This is a genomic window from Microvirga sp. TS319, assembly GCF_041276405.1.
Taxonomy (GTDB): Bacteria; Pseudomonadota; Alphaproteobacteria; order Rhizobiales; family Beijerinckiaceae; genus Microvirga.
Genome location: NZ_JBGGGT010000001.1, coordinates 1,952,295 through 1,971,875 on the forward strand (window position 1 = coordinate 1,952,295; position 19,581 = coordinate 1,971,875).

Consider the following 19,581-nt stretch of genomic DNA (forward strand, 5'->3'; position numbering starts at 1 on the left):
AGGGGTGGACCCCCCAACGGCCTTGGTGTGCCAATTTGGACCTGATCCGCGAACTCCCATCCGGGCCCGCGGCGTATGAACGGCCGCAGGAGAGGCCGCTGGATGTACCTTTACCGGGCGATCGACAGCAACGGCGCCACAGTTGAATTCTGGTTCAGCGAACGACGGGACCTCATTGCTGCTAAGCGGTTTCTGCGCACGACTCTCAAGCGCCATGGCCGGCCCGAGCGGATTGTCATCGACGGCAGCCAGACCAACCGGGAGGCGATCTTGTCGTGTGATGCCGAGAGCCGGATGCAGGACCGTTCAAGACGCAGCCTCAAGCCAATCCGGATCCGGCAGAGTCAGTGCCTCAATAACCGCATCGAGCAGGATCACCGTGTCGTCAAACGCCGCGTGCGATCGATGCTCGGCTTCAAGTCGGTTGACAGTGCCCGCGTGATCCTGAGTGGGATCGAGATGGTTCACATGATGCGTAAAGGACAGGCGAAGTATGCCTGTCATTCAAACCTTTCGCCTGCCGAGCAGTTCGTGTGGCTCGCTGAACAACGTGGAGCGACGCTTGCTTCCATCTCTGCAACTTCAATCAGGATTTGCGACGGAGCCCTCCCACGAAGCTCCAGCATTCGGCGACAGCTGTCGACCGCGAAGACGACCCTGCTCCCGATACACGCTCACGCGGCGCGCCTATGATCCGCTTAGGCCTAGCTCTCCTTAGTCCTCCTCGGCCCTGATCCGAGGGTCGAGCCGGTGAGTTTTTGAAAAACTACTTGCAAAATGCCACGGGATTAGACGCCCCCATCAGATCCAGCATGACAAGACTTCTGAAATGTGCGCGGCTGGATCGCATCCTACTCGGACATCAGGGGAATGTGCGAGGAACGAGGCGGCGCATCCAGAGCCTGAACGCGATACTCCTCGCACCAAGGAAGATCAGGAAGGACATCCAAAGCCCGTGGTTCCCGAAGGCAGGTGTCAGAACTGCCCAAGCCGCGAGATATATGGCTAGTGAGAGCAGCATCATGTTGCGCATCTCACGCGACCATGTCGCGCCGATAAAGATGCCATCCATCTGGAATGCCACCGCTCCGGCGAGTGGGAGAAATACGGCCCAAGGAAGGAACTCATGAGCGATGTGCTTCACAGCCGTGGAAGGCCCCATCCAATCGATCACCAATCCCCCTGTGAGAGCGATCACGAACGAGATACCAGCCGCAATCCCGACACCCCAACCGGTGGTGAGTCGGACCATCTGATCGAAGGCAGGGCGGTAGCGTGCGCCAACCGCACGGCCTGCAAGCTGCTCTGCTGCCGTAGCCATCCCGTCGAGGAAGGAGATGGCAACGGAATAGAACCGGAGCAGGATGGTGTTCGCGGCCAGAATGTCTATTCCCATCGCCGCGCTCTGTCGCGTGAAGAACGAGATTCCGAGAAGAAGTGCGAGCGAGCGCACCATCATGTCCGAGTTGACGGCCGCCAGACGGCGCAGGCGCCGGGTGTTCCAGATCCCTACGGGATTCCAGTGGGCGGCGCTGGTGCGCGTGATGACGAGGACAAGACCTACCGCAGTAGTGACAGCTTCCGCGACGACGCTGGCGAGAGCAGCCCCCTCCAAACCCCATCCGAGATACAGCACCCACCACAGGCTTAGGGCAATTCCGAGTCCGTTGAGCAGGGTCTGCAGCATCAGTCCGAGAAACGCCTCCCCTCGCCCAAGGATCCAGCCGAATGCAACATAGTTAAAAAGAACAAACGGTGCCGACCAGATGCGGATCGTGAAATACCCCCTTGCTGCCTCTGCGGCCGCTCCCGACGCACCAAGGACCTCAAGGCCCAGAATTCCGATCGGCCGCCGCAGCAGCACGAGCGTGACGCCCACCCCTACCGCGATTACGAAGGCACCGAGCAGCATGCTCTGTTCCTCTGTGCGGTTGCCAGCGCCTACAGCCTGGGCTGTGAAGCCTGTGGTCGCCCCCCGCAGGAAGTTGCAGGACACGAATACCACATCGAAGATGACGGAAGCCAAGGCCACGCCGCCGATGAGCGCGGCATCTCCCGCGCGCCCGACGACGCCCGTCGCCACGAGCCCAACAAGTGGTGTCGAGAGATGGGCAAGCATCATCGGCAGGGCTATGCGCAGGATCTCATGGTGGGACACTTCGAAGGATAGGCTTCGTTTGTCGCTCACCGCTCGACCTTTCTGCTACGAGATCCGAACATCACCCGCCGTGGGAGGATCAATCCTGCCGCCGCGCCTCACCCAGGGTGTGCATGAGGCGATTGGCCCAACCGAAGATCGAAACCGCGTGCGTCAGGTCGAGGATCTCCAGATCGCTGAGGCCCACCTCGCGCAGCGCAGCGAGGTCTTCCGCGTCGATAGAGCCAGGTGCGCGCGTCAGCTTGACACCATAGTCGAAAATGGCCTGGTCGCGGGGGGGCAACTCGGCATCGGCCCCCTCGCGATAGATTGTCTCGACCACACCGGGACGTTTGCTCAGCGTGATGTAGCGGTTGGCATGGACCGAGGCGCAATAGATGCAGCGATTCACCACAGAAGCAGCGAGAGCTCCGAGCTCGCGCTCGGCACGTGACAGTCCACCGCGGCTGTACATGATGTCGTTGTAGAGCGGCGTCCGCTCGGCCAGGATCTCCGCGTCCTGAGCGAGCACCAGCAGATAGGCAGAAACCTTGGTGTTTGAAGGGGTCACCTTTAAAGCATCGAGTTGCTCCGGGGTCGCTTGCTGCAGGTCGACCGGAGCAACGTAGGGGTGCCAGTCCAGAGTTTCGAGGGTCAGTTCATGCACGGGATAGCCCATGTCACTCGCCTTTCAGCATGCGCATTCCCACCACCAGGCGGGCTTGGTAGTTCACAAAGGCGATCAGACCCGTTAGCGTCACAACGTCCCGGTCGGTGAGGCCAGCGGACATGAGTCTCTCGACGTCGCCACGCGTCGCCTTCTCAGGGGAAAGCGTCAGCAGATCGACGTGGCGCAGGATCGCGTTCGTGCGGGCATCCACGGCGTTCGTGATACTAGGATCGACGAGCGTCGCCGTGGCCGAGCCAGCTCCCTCACCATCGAGCAGACCGGCATAGTGAGCGGCTAGCGTATCGTCCTTCAGGAGGCGGACCATGCGGCATGCGAGCGCCGCACGTTCCACGTAGGAAAGGTTACCGGGATCAGCCGGATGCAAGGCGGCCCTGTAGCTTGCCTGGCTCAGGCGCAGGATTTCCGGACGCTCACGGCGCAGGGTGCCCACCCCTGTCGCGGGGTTGAGGCCCGCTGCCTTGTCGATGATATCCGCAGGGTCGGCTAGATCCATGATGAGATGTTCCTTTCGTCTCGGATGGGAGGGACCGAAGTAGGGCGTGCTAGACAATCCTGACGCCTGCCGGCTTCTCGGCGTCGGCATCCTGCCACTCGTCACCCTGAAGCTCCGGCTGCGCGTAGTCGAGAAGAGCCTGCCAATGGTGCTCAACGTCGGATACGAAGAAGCTGGCCGCCACACCTCGGGCAAGCCACGCGGCTCCCTCACTAATCGCCGGAATATCGCCGCTGACCTTCCCCAGGCTCAGGGTCGCGCCATAGTTGAAACAGTGAATCTTCGATAGCCAGGGCGCCGTGCCGGGCTCTTTCTCCATAAAGGAGAAATCCTCACCGAGCCAAGGGAAGGTCGCGAGATCGGCGTTCCCTGCCTCGGCAGGAGGCGTGTAGTGATCGCCCCACGTCGCAATTCTATCGGAATACTCGGCGAGCTCGGGTCGGCTCGTCGCGTTGACCGAAAATCCGGTTCCGAGGATCACGTGATCGGTGACGAAGTTCCGACCGGCCTGCGTCCTGATGACAATCTCGTCATCCTGCACGTGCATCGACTCGATGCCGTAGCCAAAATGGAAGAAGGCGTCGGGATGACGGCTCACCCGTTGGGTCGAGTTGCGCGGCGCGGGCGTCTGCTGCTTGAAGGAATAGTCCATGATGCGCCAGCGCCACGCGGGGCTCAGCTTCGGGAAGCCCGCCGTCATTCCATAGGATCCGACGCCCATGAGCTTGTTGATCATCGGCATCTTCCGTCGCCGCGCGAGAAGCCGGACCTCACAGGCGCCCTCCTCGAGCGCCACAGCAGCGTTGTCCATCGCGGAGGCACCGACCCCGATGACCACCACCCGCTTTCCACGAAGGGCGGCGAAGTCGATTTCGTCCGAGGAATGGGACCAGCGCTCGCGTGGGAGGTCCCGCACGAACGACGGGATCGTTGGCGCTCCCAGTCCCTCACGACCGTTGGCGAGAACGACACGGCGCGTCAGGATGGCAGGCTGATTGCCATTCTCGATTTCAAGTTCGAGGAGGTCGTCGAGCGGGCGAACGCGCGTCACCTCGATGCCGTTCTCCACCGGCAGCTTCAGCACGCTGCGATACCACCGCAGGTAATCCATCCACATGGGCCGCGGGATACGGAAGAGTTCTTCCCACGCCTCGGTCCCGAACTGCGCCGTGAACCATGCGCGAAAGGTGAGTGAAGCCATGCCATAGGCCGGCCCCAGCAATTGCTTGGGCGAGCGTAGCGTCTCCATCCGCGCATAGGTCATCCACGGACCCTCGAACCCTTCGGGGTTTTTGTCGAGGATGCGCAAATTCCGGATACCCGCGCGCGTGAGGGCGAAGGCGGCTACAAGGCCGCACATCCCTCCGCCGACGACCACTACATCACTGACGGGTCGTCCGCTGGAGTGCGTGGTGGGAGCGAGCCAGTTCAGTGGCGGATAGTTGAGGTAAGCGAGATCCTGCTCTACCCGAGCGCCAAGAGCTCTTAGGCTATGGTCGCCCGCGTCACGAAGAGAATGTGTCACGTATCGCCTCGGTCTGTCGTCGGTGGGGCGCGAAGGCGCACTAATCGTGGAGCATCACGGCGCTGTCCTCGTTCCAGCTTACCCAGACCTGCGGATCGGTCAGCCGGCTCGAGGAGACGGGATCCACGAGGGCACTCAGGTAGCACCCTGGAGCAATCTCGATCCTCAGGGAGGTGTGATTGCCTTTGAAAATGCGCTGGTCGACTCGTCCAGGCAGGCTGTTGACGCCCTCCTGCCCCTCCGGGGCGCACTGGATGGCTTCAGGACGAATAGCCACGTGTATGCGGTCGCCCGATTTGGGGCGAACGTCGTTAACGGCGGCACGCATGGGACCCCCAGCCCACCTGAGCGCAGCACTCCGCTCGTCGGCTCCTTCGACGATGCACTCGAGCAAGTTGGTTTCCCCGATAAAGTTCGCCACGAAGCGGCTGCGCGGCCTGCCGTAAAGCGCATGCGGGTCGCCAATCTGTTCGATACGCCCCTGGTTCATCACAACGATCTGGTCCGACATGGTGATCGCCTCTTCCTGATCGTGCGTTACGAACAGGAAAGTCTTCCCGGTCTTCTCCTGGATGGATTTCAGCTCGATCTGCATCTGCTGACGCAGCTTCGCATCAAGGGCGCTCAAGGGCTCGTCGAGCAGGAGCACCTGGGGATCGGGCGCGAGTGCCCGCATCAGGGCAACGCGCTGGCGCTGGCCGCCGGAGAGCTGCGCGGGCATCCTGTCGGCAAAGGCCTCGAGCTGGACGAGATTGAGCAGTTCCGTGACACGGCGGTGGATCTCATCCGATTTCCGGCCCTGAAGCTCCATTCCGAAGGCGATATTGCGCGCCACCGTCATGTGCGGGAACAGCGCGTAATCCTGGAACACGATGTTCACGTTGCGCCGGTTGGGTGGAAGGCGCGTCACGTCCTTGCCGCCGAGAAGGATGCGGCCGGAATTCGGGATCTCGAAGCCTCCCAGCATGCGCAGGGTCGTGGACTTGCCGCAGCCTGACGGGCCGAGCAGGGTCACGAACTTGCCAGGGTCGATCCTGAGATCCAGGGCATCTACGGCCTTCTGCTGGCCGTATAACTTCGTGACGTTGTCGAAATGGACGATCGGTTCCATCAGCGGGCTCTCGAACTGCGGGTGAAATGCTCGGCGTAGAGGCCGACAGCGGCGGTCGCCACCAGGACGAGGGTCGCCATCGCATTGATCTCAGGCGACATGCCTCCCTGAATTTTGGCGAAGATGAGCATCGGCAAGGTCGCTTGGTAGCCGCCGAGGAAAAAGGTGCGGACGAAGTCGTCGATGCTGAGCAGCATGCAGAAGATCATGCCGCCAATCACTGCCGGCCACAGGAAGGGCAACGTCACACGGAAAAAGGCGATGATGGGATCAGCGCCGAGATCTCGTGCGGCATCGACCAAACTGCGCGGCATGGCGCGAAGGCGTGTGAGGACCATGACGACGACAAAGGGGACAGCGTGCACGGTGTGTCCGAGAATGATCGCCTCGGTCCCTGTCTGCATGTCGATGGTGCGGACGAAGATGCGCAGGGAAATGGCCGAGATCATGCCTGGAACCACTGCCGGGATGCACGCGAGCGCGAAGATCACGGCCCGGGCCCAGATTCCCTCGGCGGAGATCAGGAGCGCAATCCAAACCCCGATGATCGTGGCCGCGACGGTCGAGCTGATGGCGATCAGGAGAGAATAGGCGAACGCTGACAGGAACTGCTGGTCCTGAAGTGACTTGGCGTACCAGTCGAGCGTCCATTTTCCGATCGGAAAGGCAATGAAGTTCGCGTCCTTGAAGCTCATGAGCATCATCAGGGCCAAAGGCGCAAGAAGGTAAAGGACGAAAGCCCAGTAGGCTGCTGTGAGCAGCATGCGTGGCATATCGACCAGGGCGGGATTTTCGCGCATTACATGAGCCTCGTTGTCCGATCGCCGACGACCCGCATGAAGAGCCCTGCCGTGATCAGGGAGGCGACCAGGAGGATGGTGGCGAAAGCTGCCCCGATGGGCCATTTGTCGCTCGCGCCGTGGAAGAAGGCGCCGATCGTCTCGGGGAACAGGGACGTGTTGGGGCCCCCGAGCAGCATCGGCGTCGCGAACACGCCGATACAGGTCAGGAATACCAGGCTGCAGCCTGATACGATTCCATCGCGCGACAGTGGCAGAACGACTCTGCGAAAACGAGTCAACGGACCTGCTCCGAGGTCGGCCGCGGCATCAAGCAGAGGTGAGGGAATCTTCTCGATTGCCGAGTAGAGCGGCAGCAGCATGTAGAGGCAGACGAGATAGACCACGCCGAAGCTGAGAGAGAAATAGCTGTAGAGCATCGGGATCGGCCGGTCGATCAGCCCGAGCTCACGGAGCAGCATGTTGATTGCGCCGCGGTTCGCCAGGAGCATGATGACTGAGAACGTCCGAATGATCTCGCCCGCCCAGAAGGGCACCAGCAGCAACAGCAGGGCCTTGGTGCGCCGCTGCGGGCGGACGATCTTCGCGATGTAGTAGGCGATCGGATAGACGACAATCAACGTCACCACTGTCGCCAGCGCCGAGAAGATCAGGCTGCGGATAAAGGGGATGTAGTAAATCGGCTCCTGGAAGAAAGCCGTGTAGTTGGAAAGGGTGTAGGCTGCCTCGGCGCCTTCCTCCAGGGGATAGTTCGCCAAAAAGCTGATACGGATCACCTGGAACAGAGGTCCAAGATTGAACACGACGATCCAGATCAGAGGGACGATCACGAGCAGGAAGAGCCGCCCGATACGCGTCTCGACGATGGCACCGATGGTCGAGCGGTAGAGTGTCGAGCTCGCCAGGTGACCAAAGACTGATCCGTAGTGCGGAGCTGCCCGGCGTTCGTCGGGGGGATGAGCGGCGCTCGTTGCGCCCTGAGTGATCACTGTCATAAGTCCGTCTTATCGTTCCGCAGCCTCCGGCTGAAGCGGCCGGAGGCTGCGCTGGGATGGTTTAGGCGGCTTTGATCTCGGCGGACGCGCGATCGACCATCTCGTTCTTCATGTCGCGGTTCTGTGAGCTGAAGAAGCGGATGCGCTCGACTTGAGCTTGTGGCAGGGCCGCTGCCTTCCGCTCGCGCTCGTTCAGCAGTTTATCCACGCCGCTAAAGGTTGAGGCAAAGCCGGACTGGCGAGTCATGGACGCGCCGACCTCCGGCGAGGCGAGCACCGCGTCGAGGAACTTGTATGCGTTCTCGGCATTCGGCGCGTTGTTCACCAGGTTGAGGGTGTAGACGAAGCCGTAGGTGCCTTCCTTGGGCACAGACAACTCGACTGGGTGACCTTCCATGATCAACTTGGCCGCGGGACCGGACCAGGCCTGCGCAAGATAGATGTCCTCGTTGATGAACATCTGCTGCACTTCCGAGCCGGCATCGTAAAACTTGCGCAACATGCCTTTGTTCTTGATCAGGAAGTCGCGAGCCTCGTTGGTCGCTTTCTGGGCCTCCTGAGATTTGCCCATGTAGCTGACGAAGTCGCCGTCATGGCCGAGATAGAGCATTGTGATGGAAAGGAAGTCACCGACGATATACGAGGTAAGGCCCTCGTACTTGGGATCGAACATCACACCCCAGCTGTCGGTGTCCTTCACCTGCTCGGTGTTGCGCACCAGACCTTCGTACCCAGCAAGAATAGGCGTGCCCCAGATGTTGCCGTTGATGCGTAGCCAGGGCGAATCCTGATAGACACTGATGAGGTTCTTCCAGTTGGCGATGCGCCCCGTGTCGAGCGGAGCGAGCAGCTTCGAATCGACGAACTGCGCGAAGCGGTGGCCCGCGACCGTGACGATGTCTGTAGAGGGCTTAGACGCCTCCGCCGTCAGCAGGTTGTACTGCTTGCCCTGGTCGTCCGTAAGTCGGATGCGGACTTCGATGCCCGTATCACGCTGGAATTTGTCGACAAATTCTTTGGGCAGGAATTTGTCGTAGGTCGTGATGTTGAGCACCTGGGTCGCCGCCCAGCCCGGCCGCGGGCGAATGATGTAGGGCACAGAGAGCGCGCCTCCACCGAGAATCTTCAGTGCGGATCGGCGTGTCGTCCTGACGTCCATCTTATGTCCCCTCTCTTTATTTGAAGAAGCCTGTCCTGCAGATCGCGAGTCGCGGGATAAGCCAAAGGCAGGCAGGATTTAAGCCCACCTGATCGGCGCGGGACAAGCCCAAACTTGGCCGTCCGCACCAAATTGAGAAACCGGACCCGATTCCAGCTCGTCGAACGGAGTAACGCCACACGAGGTCGTGCACGTCAGGAAGTCCAGTTCAGGATGATCTTGCCACTGTCACCTCTCTTCATGACCTCGAAGGCGCGCTCGTACTCCGCAACATCAAAGCGATGTGTAATAACCTTTCTCACACTGAGGCCCGATTGCAGCAAGGAAAGCATCTTGTGCCATGTCTCGAACATCTCGCGTCCGTAGATGCCCTTCACCGTGATCATCCTGAACACGATCTTCGTCCAATCGACCTGAAAGGGCCGCGCAGGGATGCCGAGCATTGCGATCTTTCCACCCACGACGAGATGATCGATCATCTGCTCGAACGCGGCAGGGGCGCCGCTCATCTCGAGGCCGATGTCGAATCCCTCCTTCATTCCGAGCCGTCCCATGACGGAGGCAAGATCCTCTTTGGATACGTCAACGGGCACCACGTCGGCGACCTCGCCCGCGAGTGCAAGGCGCTTCGGGTTAACGTCGGTAATGACGACATGCCGAGCGCCGACGTGCCGCGCAACGGCTGCGCTCATGATCCCGATAGGGCCGGCGCCGGTGATCAGCACGTCCTCGCCCACGAGGTCGAACGACAACGCCGTGTGCACCGCATTGCCCAGGGGATCGAGAATGGCGCCGATCTCGTCGTCGATCTCGTCGGGAAGAGGCACGATGTTGAAGGCGGGAATCTTGACGTAATCCGCGAAGGCTCCCTGAATGTTGACGCCGATGCCTCGCGTCTCGGGATCGAGGTGGAACCGCCCACCGCGCGCCGCCCGGCTCCTCATGCCGATTACATGCCCCTCGCCGGACACGCGCTGGCCGAGATCGAGATCGCGGACCGCAGAGCCTTTCTCGACGATCTCACCGGCGAACTCATGGCCAACGACCATCGGCACCGCAACCGTGCGGCTCGCCCACTCGTCCCACGTGTAGATGTGGATGTCGGTTCCGCAGATCCCCGTCTTGCGCACGCGCACGAGGACGTCCTCCGGCCCGATAGTCGGGACGGGCTCCTCGTGCAGCCAAAGGCCGGGAGTCGCGTGGGCTTTAACGAGCGCTTTCATCGAACCTGTTTCCTCGGGGCGGTCATCAGATAATGCCGAGCGCCTTGCCGGCATCCTTGAAGGCGTCGACGGCATAGTCGATATCGGCGTCGCTGAGCGCAGCCGAAATCTGCGTACGAATGCGTGCCCTCCCCTTCGGCACGACAGGAAAGAAGAAGCCTGTAACGTAGACGCCGCGCGCATCGAGTGCCCGCGCCATTTCCTGCGATAGGCGTGCATCGTTGAGCATCACCGGAATGATGGGGCTCGAACCGGGAAGCAGCTCGAAGCCGGCCGACGCCATAGCGCTCCGAAAGCGCTCCGCATGACGAGCGAGCGTGGCGCGCCGGTCGTCGGCGCTCTTCGCGATCTCGATCGCGCGCAGGGAGCCTGCAGCAACGGCCGGCGCCAAGCTGTTGGAGAACAGATATGGCCGCGCCCGCTGGCGCAGGATGTCGATCACCGGCTGCGCAGCAGCGACGAAGCCGCCCATCGCTCCGCCGAGGGTCTTGCCGAGAGTGCCGGTCACGATGTGCACGCGGTCGCCGACACCGGTGAGGGCGGGCGTTCCTCGACCCTTCTCACCGAGGTGGCCGGTAGCGTGGCAATCGTCGACCATCACGAGCGCATCGTAGCGTTCGGCAAGATCACAGATCGCGGGCAGGTCGGCGATGTAGCCGTCCATCGAGAACACGCCATCGGTTACGATGAGCTTGAAGCGCACGCCGTCAGCAATGGCCTCCTTGAGGCTGTCCTCAAGGGCGTTCATGTTGCTGTTGGCATAGCGGTAGCGCTTGGCCTTGCTCAAGCGAATGCCGTCGATGATCGACGCATGGTTGAGCGCGTCGGAGAGGATCGCGTCCTCCGGGCCGAGCAATGGCTCGAATACGCCGCCATTGGCATCAAAGCAGGCTGCGAAGAGGATTGCGTCGTCTTTGCCGAGATAGCGGGCGATGGCGCACTCCAACTCGCGATGCAGCGTCTGCGCGCCGCAGATGAAGCGGACCGAGGCCATGCCGAAGCCGAACCTGTCGAGACCCTCCTTGGCGGCGGCGATGACGTCGGGATGATCAGCGAGGCCGAGATAGTTGTTCGAGCAGAGATTGACGACGCTTCGCGTCCCACCCGCCGAGGCGACGTCGATCCGGCCGCCTTGAGGCCCTGCGATGAGGCGCTCCCGTTTGTAGAGCCCCTCCGCCTCGATGTCCTTGAGAAGGTCGGCCAAGTGATCGAGAAGCCTCAAATCCGCTCTCCGCGTTTTCACTATAATGGATACTTCCACTATAATGGAAACCTGTCAAGCCGGTGCCAGCGTGTTTGCTGACGTCTTCCCTAAAGTTCAGCGATAGAGGAGGATCATCAGACCCTTGGCCGGCTTGTTGAGCACATTCCGGATCCGGTGCGGCACGTCGGCCGGATAGCGCGCCGTCTCGCCCGCCTTGAGCGAACGTGTGACGTGGCCGCTCGTGATCTCGAATCCATCCGTGTGCGCGGTAAAATGCTCGAACGCTCCGGTTGCGTGCGGCCCGCTGTCCAGCATCCCCAACGGCGCGATTTCGACCTCGTACCATTCAATTCGCCCCGCGAGCCGCGCGGGGCTCAGGATACGAAGCCGGCTGGAGCCATCGCCACTGCGTATCTCCGGCGTTTGCGTCGCCGGCACGATCTCGATGGTTTCATCGGACGAATGCGGCACGGATTTCCCGGCGAGAAGATCGGAGAATTCGATCTTGAGCGCCCGGGTTAACCCCCAAAGCACGGCAAAGGTGGGATTGGCCTGCCCCCGCTCAATCTGAGACAGCATCGATTTCGAGACACCCGACAGTGCCGCCAGTTGCTCAAGTGTCAGTCCGAGGCTCTTTCTGTGACGCTGGATGATTGGCCCGATCTGCGGCGTATTGATCTCTTCAGCCATGCAGGTTAGCTTTCCCATGTCCTGGAAACTGGAATTTCAACCGTTGGCCACTATAGATATACTATTCATCAAGAATAAAGAAGGCCTGCGGGCGGACAATTCCAGCGTCATGGCTGACGATGACATCAAGAGCCCTTACAGGCATTCGTAGGCTGGGCGAAATCCACCTGACATAGCATACACGCCGTGCCGAGCGCAGATCCGTGCTGGCAGGCACCAATCAACGGAAGAGGAGAAGTCGATGCGGGTGAGTATTCTTGGAGCGGGCGCTATCGCCTATGGGGCAGCCGCCTATCTCGCGCAGGCGGGACACGACCCCATGCTTTGGTCGCCTTCGGGGGAGCGCACCAAGGAGCTTGCCGCAGGAACGCCTCTGACAGCCACCAATGCGGTCGACGGGACCTTTACGCCACGTATTGCCCAGAGTTGCTCCGAGGCAGTCGAGACCGCCGATGCGGTCATGATCGCCCTGCCCGGCTACGGTCACAAGCATGTGTTCGATGCGGCGGCGCCTCACATCCGTGAAGGACAGCCGATCATCATCAGCTCCCATGCCTCGTTCGGCGCGCTTTATCTCTCGAAATTGCTGGCTGCACGCGGCGTCCGCGCGCCCATCATTGTTTGGGGCACCACGGTGACGACCGGCCGGCAGAAGAGTCCAACCGAGGTGTTCGTGGCCACTGTGCGTCAGAAAGTCGATCTCGCGACAGTTCCACAGAGCGCCATCGAAGAAGGTCACGCCCTGTGCACCGCGCTGTTCGGTGATCGCTTCGTCAAGCGCGATGGCCTGCTCGCGATCGCCCTCAGCAACCTCAATCCGCAGAACCATCTCGCGATCGCCCTCCTGAACCTGACCCGTATGGAGCGCGGCGAAACGTGGGGCCAGGGCGAGAACGTCACGCCCACCGTCGGACGCCTCATCGAGGCGCTCGACGAGGAACGTCTGGCAATTGCGAAGACCTTCGGCTTATCGGTGCGCACCGTCAAGGAGCATTTCTCGCTCTCGTTCCATGTGCCCATGGGTAGCGTGTCGGATATGAATCAGGAGATGCACCGTCAGGGTCGTGGAGGCTTCGGCCCAACCACGGTAAACAGCCGCTATGTTCTAGAGGATGTTCCCTTTGGCTTGGCACCGACTGCCCTCCTCGGGCGCATGGTCGGTACGCCTGCAACCCTGCATGAGGCCGGTATTACCCTGTTCTCGGCGGCCTACGGGCGCGACCTAACCAGAGATAACGATCTGTTACCCGCACTCGATCTCGGGAACCACACCCTCGAGCAGTTGCAGAGCCTTTGCCACAGCGGCTTCTGACACACTGCGTGCCGCCCTTCGCAGCAGGATCAACATATCCTGCTGCGCTATGCGGGAATTGGCGGAGGGAACGAGGCTGCCTCCTCCGTGTGTCGTGGAAGACTGAGCCTCTTTGGCGGGTTTGAAGGCGAAGGAATGAGACACGAGACCATATCGAGGATGGTTCCGTTCTCGCCCCAAGCGAGAGCGCAGATTCTTCGGGCGGCCTGTCTGGGATCAATCTCGATAAGGATAATGTCGGTCTGAGGATTGAACCTGATGAGTTTCTTATTGTTGAGGCGAATAGCTCGCAATCGCTCGAACTGACCGATGACGCCTCGAGTGTGTTGTGGGCAAAATGGAACGCGATCCTGTCCTGTCAGGCCCAGAAGGACAGACCAGAATGCTTCCTCCTCGCCCTTTTGCCCCTCGAAAGTATCGAAGATGCGAAGCCGGACGCACTGGATGGCGAAGCGGTGGGCATTGCTGAGTTGCTCTGCAAGGGCCTGCGAGCACCCTGCCCATCGGGAGCATTGATTAACATCAAATGCATCAAGTCGTTCTTGGGGCAGCTTCAGCATCATTTCTGTTCATTATGACGGATTTTTCATCCTGTAAACAGGAAATTCCATTATTAAGAACAAGCTCTCCCGGATGCCGTCCCCTGGAGCGAGCATGGTGTTGTTCTTGGAGTGCAGTAGGGGCCACGCCCGGCTAAGGGATTTGATTTATCAGGACAGCGGCCGAGCATGACGCTATGGAGGATCCGATGACTAATAGTAGCAGGAAGGACAAGTGCGCCTCTTGGCTCAGAGAAGTTTTTTTACGTTTCCGTGACTGGGAGCATTCTGAGCGGTTTGTGATTGGACCAGACAAAGCTTGGGCGCAGCATATGCGCGCGACACGGCGCATGCTTTAGAAACCTTGGTCACCTACGACGTCGCCATAAGGTCTCCAAGGTGTTCAGTTTCAACAGTCCCCGACGGGAGTAGTGGACCTGACTCAGGCGCGCCTAGGGCTTGATGAATCAAGGCCATGGGTGGCCTATCACCGATCGCGCTATGCGGTCTTACTGGTTTTGTCGCAAGTTATGTCTGAGGGCGGAAAGACGCCCGAACAGCTTGTCGCTGCCTATGCGACGAGCTGCTCGAACTGCTCGGCGAGGGACAGCTGCGGCGCGCGGGCATACTTTGCCTGTCCCTTCCGCATCATGTGAACCATCTCGATGCCACCGAGGATCACATGGGCGCTGTCCATGTGACTTGAACCCGAGCATCGGCCGCACTCGGCGCTTGATGGCACGATGATCTTGCTCAAACCGATTGTTCAAGTAGCAACTCTGACGGATCCGGATTGGCTTCAGCGTCTGCCGTGACCGGTCCTGCAGCCGGTCTGTCGTATGGCAGGAGAGGATTGCCTCCCGGTTGGTCTGGCTGCCGTCGTTCACAATCCTCTCAGGCCGGCCATGTCGCTTGAGCGCCTTGCTGAGGAGGCGCTTGGCAGCAGCGAGGTTGCGCCGCTCGCTGAACCAGAACTCAATGGTGTCACCGTTACTGTCAATGGCGCGATAGAGATAGGTCCACCGTCAGCGGACCTTGATACAGGTCTCATCGATGTGCCACCTCCGGGTGACGGCCCGCTTGCGGAGGTTGCACTGCTCCAAAAGGAGTGGGGTGTAACGCACCGTCCAACGATGGATCGTCGCATGGTCAACCTCAACACCGCGCTCCGCCATCATCTCTTCGAGACTCCGCAGGCTCAGATTGTAAGCCAAATACCACCGGACGCAGAGCAGGATCACAGATCGATCAAATTGCCTACCCTTGAACATCGCACGTCACTCTCTCGCCAGCGAAGGCCATTGCCCCGCGGTAGGAAAGAAAGAGTTGCGACATGACCCCGTTGCGCCGTGGAAGTCTTCGTAGCCCATCAGACGGGCGGCGATTTCATGGCATTGGCTAAAGTCGGCCCCACAGTTCAGACGCTCAAGCGGCGGCGTTCTTGAGGGATGCCGTCGTTTTACGTCAACAGCGCCCGCAGCTTGCGCACGGCGCTGTCCGGAGTTGTCAGGACGGGACGCCCCGTGGCCGCCGCAACCGCGCCGGCAGCGCGGGCGAGGCTAAACTGGGCAAGCGCGATCGCATCACAGTCACAGAGCCTCCTGGCCGCCTCGGCTGCGAGACGGTCGTGCTCGGCGCCGTCGCCTCGGTCGAGAGCCGCGAGGGCGCCCTCGATCAGGGTCGGAGCGAGCGCGACGCCTTGCGGGAACTCGGCGGGCATCGACGCGAGCGTCGGTGCAAAGGTCGCCATGAGGCCGATGTGGGACCCATGCGCACAGGCTTCCTCGATCATGGCCTCGTTGGGCTTGAGCACCGGGATGCCGGAGAGGTCGTCCTTCACGGCATCGATGCAGGAACCGAAGGCCGAGCACGTGAACAGGATGCCGTCGGCTCCCGTGTCTCGCGCATAGCGCCCGAGCCACAGGAAGCGCTCGGTCATTGCGGGCGTGATCGCACCGTCCCGCGCGACATCCGCGGAGAGCGAGTCGTCGAGGAGGTTCATCAGTGTCGGCTCAGGCCAGAGCCGACGGAAGGCCTCCTCGATCGGCGGCGGCGAATGGCGGAGCGCATGGATGAGGACGATCCTCATGCGGCCGCTCTCCGCCGGCGCTGCAATCCAACGATGAGGCCCAATAGGGCGAGTGCCGGCAGGGTCACCCAGTAGGAGCTCGGCCGATCAGTGGGGACGAGGACGGACTTCACCGTGTCGCCGGGCTGAAGACCATACTTGGCGGCCTCGCTGCCGAGTTTAGCCGAGCGCACGATCATGTCGTCGCCCTGCTTTGCCAGGATGAGCCCCGTCTCGCCGAGCCGCTGCTCGGGCGTTCCCTCACTGCGCAGACTCAGTCGAACCAGCTTCTCGACATCATCGCCGGCGCGGCTCTGGCTGAGCACGCGCAGCCGTAGCGTACCGTCCTTCGGAATCGTGTTCACCTGAGTGGCGATTGCGTCCGGGCCCTTGGGCTCGTAGGCGGGCTCCACGAGGTTGAGCCAGAATCCCGGCCGGAACAGCGTGAAGCAGATCAGCAGCAGCGCGAGCGTCTCCCACAGCCTGTTGCGGGTGAGCAGCCAGCTCTGAGTCGCTGCCACGAAGCAGGCCATGCCGACGGTGGCGAAGGCGAGCACCATGGCGAATTGCCACCAGCTTCCGATGTCGATGAGCAGGATCTCGGTGTTGAAGATGAAGATGAACGGCAGAAGGCCGGTCCGGATTTCATATTTGAAGCCCTGGATGCCCGTCTTCACCGGATCCGCGCCCGAGATCGCTGCTGCCGCATAGGCGGCAAGCCCCACAGGTGGCGTCACGTCGGCCATCAGGCCGAAATAGAAGACGAACAGGTGGACTGCGACGAGCGGCACTGCGAGGTCGTTCTGCGCCGCGACCTCGATCAGGACCGGCGCCATCAGGGTCGCGACGACGACGTAGCTCGCCGTGGTCGGCATGCCCATGCCGAGCACCAGACAGATGCCGGCCGTCAGCAGGAGCATGATAACCAGGTTGCCGCCGGAGACAGCCTCCACGATCTCGGTCATCACGAGACCGATTCCGGTCAGCGCGACCGTGCCCACGATGATGCCGGCAGCCGCCGTCGCGATACCCACCCCCGTCATGTTGCGCGCTGCGGCCTCGAGCGCCTCGATGAATTCCCTGGCACCGCGCCGCAAGCCCGCCGCCATGGCGGTTTCGCCACGGAAGAACGCGACGATGGGCCTTTGAGTCAGGATGACGAAGGCCAGTGTCGCCGTTCCCCAGAAGGCCGCGAGGCCAGGCGACATCTCCTCCACGAGCAGGCACCAGATCAGCACGATGACGGGAATCAGGTAGTGCAGACCGGTCCGTGCCGTTTCGTAGAAATCAGGTACGGCCATTGTCGGCGACGACGGATCGTCCTCAGGTAGATCCGGATGCCGGGCTTTGTTCCAGAGCAGCCCGACATAGGCTGCCGCGAGGCCGGTTCCGATGACCCAGGGAGCATTGTCGCCCAGGGCTGCCTTGACCGCGCTGAGAACGAAATAAACGATCCCGGCAAGAATGATCAGGGCAGACCAGGTCGCGAGCGCTTTGACGAGCCGCTGCGAGAAGACATGCCGGCGAATACGGGGGGCGCCGGCGAGACCCATCTTCATGGCTTCGATATCGACGATATAGAACAGTGACCCGTAGGTCAGCAGTGCCGGGACGAAGGCGTGCTTCACCACCTCGGCATAGGAGATGCCGACATATTCTGCGATGAGGAAGGCTGCGGCGCCCATCACCGGGGGCATGAGCTGGCCATTCACGCCAGCGGCGCACTCGATGGCGCCCGCCTTCACAGCAGGGTAGCCGACCCGCTTCATCAGCGGAATCGTGAATGTGCCGGTCGTCACCGTGTTGGCGATCGACGATCCGGAAATCATGCCGGTCATGCCGGATGCGACGACACCGGCCTTGGCGGGACCGCCGCGATAATGACCGAGGAGGGAATAGGCCAGCTGGATGAAATAATGGCCTGCACCCGCCTTCTCGAGCAGCGTGCCGAAGAGAACATAGAGGAAGATGAAGCTCGTCGAAACGCCAATCGCGACGCCGAACACGCCCTCCTGCGTCAGCCACATCTGGGAAGCCGCACGGGCAATCGAGGCGCCGCGATGGGCGAAGAGGCCACCAAGCCAGGGACCCGCGAAGATATAGGCCAGCATCAGGGCTGCGATGGCGGCGAGGGCCGGGCCGACCGCGCGGCGGGCTGCCTCCAGCAGAACCAGGACGCCTGTGACAGCAATGACGATGTCGGTCGTGGTCGGCAGGCCGGGACGCTGCGCCAGCTCGCGGTAGAAGAAGAACAGATAGAGAGCTGAAGCGGCGCCGAGCGCGGCAAGGACCCAGTCATAGAGCGGAACATAGGAGCGCGGCGATGCCTTGGCGCGTGGGAACGTCAGGAAGGCAAGCGTCATCGCGAAGGCGAGGTGGATCGCCCGGGCTTCGAAGTCGTTGAAGACGCCGGTCTTCAGGGCGAAGGGGAGAGGGGACGCATACCAGATCTGAAACAGCGACCAAGCCAGGGCTGTCCAGAAAATGAAGACGCGCGTGATCCCCCTCGGCTTGCGGCCACCCGTGTCGGCTTCCGCCACCATTTCTTCCAATACGGCGCGAGAAGCCGTAGCGCTTTGATCGACGCGCATGATCTTGTTCCCCTTCGTCAAGAAAAAAGGCGGGCTGCCCCCACGCAGCCCGCCTCCTGCTGCTGCTTACATCCAGCCTTTTTCTTTGTAGTATTTGACGGCACCCGGATGCAGCGGCGCAGAGAGGCCGTTCCTGATCATCGCCTTGGGGTCGAGATTGGCGAAGGCGGGATGCAGCTTCTTGAACTCTTCGAGATTGTCGAAGACGGACCTCACCAGGGCGTATACCGTATCGTCAGAAACTTTCGCCGAGGTGACGAGCGTCGCGACGACGCCATAGGTCGTCACCGGGTTAGGGTTGTTGGCATACATGCCGCCGGGAATGGTCGCCTTCGCGTAATAGGGCTTCTCGCTCACCAGCTTGTCGACAGCAGGGCCTTCGACAGAGATGAGCTTGGCGCCGCAGGCCGTCGTCGGATCCTGGATCGCGGCGGACGGATGGCCGACACCGTAGAAGAATCCGTCGATCTTGTTATCGCAGAGGGCCGTGCCCTGCTCGTCGGCCTTCAGTTCTCCCGCAAGCGAAAAGTCGGACTTGCTCCAGCCGAGCTCCTTGAGGAGTTCCTCCATCGATGCGAGCGTTCCTGAACCCGGGTTACCGACATTGAAGCGCTTGCCCTTGAAATCGGCGAACTTCTCGACGCCAGCCTCCTTGCGCGCGAGAACGGTAAACGGCTCCGGATGGACCGCGAAAACCGCCCGCAGATCCTTGTCGGCGCCAGTGTCCTTGAATTGCGCAAGACCATTGACGGCATTGAACTGGACGTCGGACTGAGTCATGCCGAATTCCTGCTCGCCCGACCGGATGGCGTTCACGTTGAACACGGAGCCGCCGGTCGATTCTGTCGAGCAGCGAATTCCTGTCTTGGCGCGGTCCTTGTTCATCAGACGGCAGATCGAGCCGCCGACCGCATAATAGACCCCGGTCACGCCGCCGGTGCCGATCGTCACGAATTTGGACTGCGCGATGGCTGGCGCGGAAAGGCCGACCGACAGTCCGAGAGCGATAAGTCCCGCTAGTTTCGCATTCATGTTCTTCCCCT

Annotated in this window: 16 protein-coding genes and 2 pseudogenes; 2 read left to right on the forward strand and 16 right to left on the reverse strand. The window is 61.4% G+C overall.

What is annotated here, in order from left to right; genetic code table 11:
- Positions 1–90 precede the first annotated feature (90 nt).
- Positions 91–543 (forward strand): annotated as a pseudogene (locus AB8841_RS08895) (transposase); the annotation flags it as partial.
- A gap of 319 nt (positions 544–862) precedes the next feature.
- On the opposite strand, the gene AB8841_RS08900 reads toward AB8841_RS08895, so the two are convergent.
- From AB8841_RS08900 to AB8841_RS08950, 11 genes are all read right to left on the reverse strand, one after another.
- Complete coding sequence (locus AB8841_RS08900) at positions 863–2,188, reverse strand: MATE family efflux transporter (protein WP_370435407.1); 1,326 nt, start codon at positions 2,186–2,188, stop codon at positions 863–865.
- A gap of 49 nt (positions 2,189–2,237) precedes the next feature.
- Positions 2,238–2,816 (reverse strand): peroxidase-related enzyme, encoded by a 579-nt coding sequence (locus tag AB8841_RS08905; protein ID WP_370435408.1) that lies wholly within the window; start codon positions 2,814–2,816, stop codon positions 2,238–2,240.
- A 1-nt stretch (position 2,817) separates the two neighbouring features.
- Complete coding sequence (locus tag AB8841_RS08910) at positions 2,818–3,321, reverse strand: CMD domain protein (RefSeq protein ID WP_370435409.1); 504 nt, start codon at positions 3,319–3,321, stop codon at positions 2,818–2,820.
- Between the two features lie 49 nt (positions 3,322–3,370).
- Complete coding sequence (locus tag AB8841_RS08915; protein WP_370435410.1) at positions 3,371–4,846, reverse strand: NAD(P)-binding domain-containing protein; 1,476 nt, start codon at positions 4,844–4,846, stop codon at positions 3,371–3,373.
- A 40-nt stretch (positions 4,847–4,886) separates the two neighbouring features.
- The gene (locus tag AB8841_RS08920) at positions 4,887–5,957 is read right to left on the reverse strand and encodes an ABC transporter ATP-binding protein (RefSeq protein WP_370435411.1); all 1,071 of its coding nucleotides are present in this window, start codon (positions 5,955–5,957) and stop codon (positions 4,887–4,889) included.
- Positions 5,957–6,757, reverse strand: coding sequence for an ABC transporter permease (locus tag AB8841_RS08925; protein ID WP_370435412.1), 801 nt, complete (start codon positions 6,755–6,757; stop codon positions 5,957–5,959). The genes AB8841_RS08920 and AB8841_RS08925 overlap by 1 nt, the downstream gene beginning before the upstream one ends.
- Positions 6,757–7,743: an ABC transporter permease gene (locus AB8841_RS08930; protein WP_370435585.1), complete on the reverse strand. Its 987-nt coding sequence runs from the start codon at positions 7,741–7,743 to the stop codon at positions 6,757–6,759. The genes AB8841_RS08925 and AB8841_RS08930 overlap by 1 nt, the downstream gene beginning before the upstream one ends.
- A gap of 70 nt (positions 7,744–7,813) precedes the next feature.
- Positions 7,814–8,911: an extracellular solute-binding protein gene (locus AB8841_RS08935; protein ID WP_370435413.1), complete on the reverse strand. Its 1,098-nt coding sequence runs from the start codon at positions 8,909–8,911 to the stop codon at positions 7,814–7,816.
- 194 nt (positions 8,912–9,105) lie between these two features.
- A complete protein-coding gene (gene tdh, locus AB8841_RS08940) occupies positions 9,106–10,134 on the reverse strand; it encodes an L-threonine 3-dehydrogenase (RefSeq protein ID WP_370435414.1) in 1,029 nt (342 codons plus the stop codon).
- Positions 10,135–10,159: 25 nt separating this feature from the next.
- On the reverse strand, positions 10,160–11,356 hold the full coding sequence (locus AB8841_RS08945; protein ID WP_370435415.1) for a glycine C-acetyltransferase: 1,197 nt from the start codon (positions 11,354–11,356) through the stop codon (positions 10,160–10,162).
- A gap of 96 nt (positions 11,357–11,452) precedes the next feature.
- Positions 11,453–12,028, reverse strand: coding sequence for a helix-turn-helix domain-containing protein (locus AB8841_RS08950; protein ID WP_370435416.1), 576 nt, complete (start codon positions 12,026–12,028; stop codon positions 11,453–11,455).
- Positions 12,029–12,269: 241 nt separating this feature from the next.
- Between AB8841_RS08950 and AB8841_RS08955 the strand changes: the two genes are divergently transcribed.
- Positions 12,270–13,340, forward strand: a complete 1,071-nt coding sequence (locus AB8841_RS08955) for an NAD/NADP octopine/nopaline dehydrogenase family protein (protein WP_370435417.1) — start codon at positions 12,270–12,272, stop codon at positions 13,338–13,340.
- Between the two features lie 47 nt (positions 13,341–13,387).
- Here the strand turns inward: AB8841_RS08955 and AB8841_RS08960 are convergent, their stop codons facing one another.
- The 5 genes and pseudogenes from AB8841_RS08960 to AB8841_RS08980 all read right to left on the reverse strand — a co-directional run bounded on the left by AB8841_RS08960 (position 13,388) and on the right by AB8841_RS08980 (position 19,570).
- Positions 13,388–13,903 carry a hypothetical protein gene (locus AB8841_RS08960; protein WP_370435418.1) on the reverse strand — a complete coding sequence of 172 codons (516 nt, stop codon included), beginning with the start codon at positions 13,901–13,903 and terminating at the stop codon, positions 13,388–13,390.
- Between the two features lie 547 nt (positions 13,904–14,450).
- Positions 14,451–15,150: pseudogene (locus AB8841_RS08965) on the reverse strand (IS6 family transposase).
- Between the two features lie 188 nt (positions 15,151–15,338).
- Positions 15,339–15,968, reverse strand: a complete 630-nt coding sequence (locus tag AB8841_RS08970) for an aspartate/glutamate racemase family protein (RefSeq protein ID WP_370435419.1) — start codon at positions 15,966–15,968, stop codon at positions 15,339–15,341.
- A complete protein-coding gene (locus AB8841_RS08975; protein ID WP_370435420.1) occupies positions 15,965–18,538 on the reverse strand; it encodes a TRAP transporter permease in 2,574 nt (857 codons plus the stop codon). The genes AB8841_RS08970 and AB8841_RS08975 overlap by 4 nt, the downstream gene beginning before the upstream one ends.
- 66 nt (positions 18,539–18,604) lie before the next feature.
- Positions 18,605–19,570 carry a TAXI family TRAP transporter solute-binding subunit gene (locus AB8841_RS08980; RefSeq protein WP_370435421.1) on the reverse strand — a complete coding sequence of 322 codons (966 nt, stop codon included), beginning with the start codon at positions 19,568–19,570 and terminating at the stop codon, positions 18,605–18,607.
- Positions 19,571–19,581: the final 11 nt, after the last annotated feature.

What these genes read in the sequence shown, in the direction of transcription:
- AB8841_RS08905 (WP_370435408.1), bottom strand. Translation starts at nt 2,816, where the DNA reads ATGGGCTATCCCGTGCATGAACTGACCCTCGAAACTCTGGACTGGCAC.
- AB8841_RS08910 (WP_370435409.1), bottom strand. Translation starts at nt 3,321, where the DNA reads ATGGATCTAGCCGACCCTGCGGATATCATCGACAAGGCAGCGGGCCTC.
- AB8841_RS08920 (WP_370435411.1), bottom strand. Translation starts at nt 5,957, where the DNA reads ATGGAACCGATCGTCCATTTCGACAACGTCACGAAGTTATACGGCCAG.
- AB8841_RS08925 (WP_370435412.1), bottom strand. Translation starts at nt 6,757, where the DNA reads ATGCGCGAAAATCCCGCCCTGGTCGATATGCCACGCATGCTGCTCACA.
- AB8841_RS08935 (WP_370435413.1), bottom strand. Translation starts at nt 8,911, where the DNA reads ATGGACGTCAGGACGACACGCCGATCCGCACTGAAGATTCTCGGTGGA.
- tdh (WP_370435414.1), bottom strand. Translation starts at nt 10,134, where the DNA reads ATGAAAGCGCTCGTTAAAGCCCACGCGACTCCCGGCCTTTGGCTGCAC.
- AB8841_RS08950 (WP_370435416.1), bottom strand. Translation starts at nt 12,028, where the DNA reads ATGGCTGAAGAGATCAATACGCCGCAGATCGGGCCAATCATCCAGCGT.
- AB8841_RS08955 (WP_370435417.1), top strand. Translation starts at nt 12,270, where the DNA reads ATGCGGGTGAGTATTCTTGGAGCGGGCGCTATCGCCTATGGGGCAGCC.
- AB8841_RS08960 (WP_370435418.1), bottom strand. Translation starts at nt 13,903, where the DNA reads ATGATGCTGAAGCTGCCCCAAGAACGACTTGATGCATTTGATGTTAAT.
- AB8841_RS08970 (WP_370435419.1), bottom strand. Translation starts at nt 15,968, where the DNA reads ATGAGGATCGTCCTCATCCATGCGCTCCGCCATTCGCCGCCGCCGATC.
- AB8841_RS08975 (WP_370435420.1), bottom strand. Translation starts at nt 18,538, where the DNA reads ATGCGCGTCGATCAAAGCGCTACGGCTTCTCGCGCCGTATTGGAAGAA.
- AB8841_RS08980 (WP_370435421.1), bottom strand. Translation starts at nt 19,570, where the DNA reads ATGAATGCGAAACTAGCGGGACTTATCGCTCTCGGACTGTCGGTCGGC.